This is a genomic window from Acetivibrio ethanolgignens (assembly GCF_001461035.1).
Classification (GTDB): domain Bacteria; phylum Bacillota; class Clostridia; order Lachnospirales; family Lachnospiraceae; genus Velocimicrobium; species Velocimicrobium ethanolgignens.
On the sequence record NZ_LNAM01000108.1, the window covers coordinates 1 to 912 of the forward strand.

At 32.8% G+C, this 912-nt stretch carries 1 protein-coding gene; it reads left to right on the plus strand.

Going from position 1 to position 912, the window contains the following annotated elements:
- Positions 1–123: 123 nt before the first annotated feature.
- Positions 124–573 carry a hypothetical protein gene (locus ASU35_RS05695; RefSeq protein ID WP_147525390.1) on the plus strand — a complete coding sequence of 150 codons (450 nt, stop codon included), beginning with the start codon at positions 124–126 and terminating at the stop codon, positions 571–573.
- The last annotated feature ends 339 nt before the right edge of the window (positions 574–912 follow it).

Here is a 912-nt window from a genome sequence, read left to right on the forward strand (position 1 = left end):
AACATTAGAAAATACTGGCTTTTAATAGGTTGACTTGCATTGAACTTCACGGATTCAGGGAGAAATAATGATAAAGCAACATTTATTGTTATGCCACTTACGAGCGCACCTAATGGAGTCGGTGTGAATAAAATAAAATTAGGAGCGATGAATAGTTTACCATCATCATTAAAAACTAATGATACATACGCAGTGTACAATCAGGTTAGAACAGTTAATGCTGATAGATTTATTGCTTTAAAAGAAGGCAGTGCAGTAAAGGAATGTCCAATGGAAAAGCATATTTTCCATAAACTATTATTTTTAGGTCTCCGAGAGATGGTATATAGTATCCCGCAGGAGGAAAGGATTGAAATCTTAAAGTCTGTTTATGAAGCTGAGTTAATCTCAAAGGCAAAAGATATGGCTTATCAAATTGTAAAATTAAGGAAAGAGGAAATTCCCGATAAAAAGCAAATTGATGAATTTTTAATACAGATTAACGAAACAATAAAAGGTGTAACATATTCTTTGGATAAGCAGCTTGTTAAGGATGGCATTGATGCGATTTTTTATGAGGCAAAAAATTTGTAATTTTTCTTGTATCTATGGAAGGGATATGTTATAATCTAATCAAGAAAAGAGCGAGATGCTCTGCTTAAGAATTTAGGGTATAGACTCCCAACTAAGAAGAATAGAGTTAACAGCTCTACAAAAATGATTTTTAGGGTATAGATTCCCAACCAAGAAGAAGCAGGTCGTAAGACCTGCTTTTTACATAGGATCGTAAAATAGAAAACATGTGCTAAAAGGAGATATGCAGTATGCCGGAATGGATTTTTTTTATATGTATAATGGAAACGATAATTGGAGTATATATGTAAGTGCTTCAAAACATAGCGTTCTTAAATCTTCTTCCTATATCTGATATAC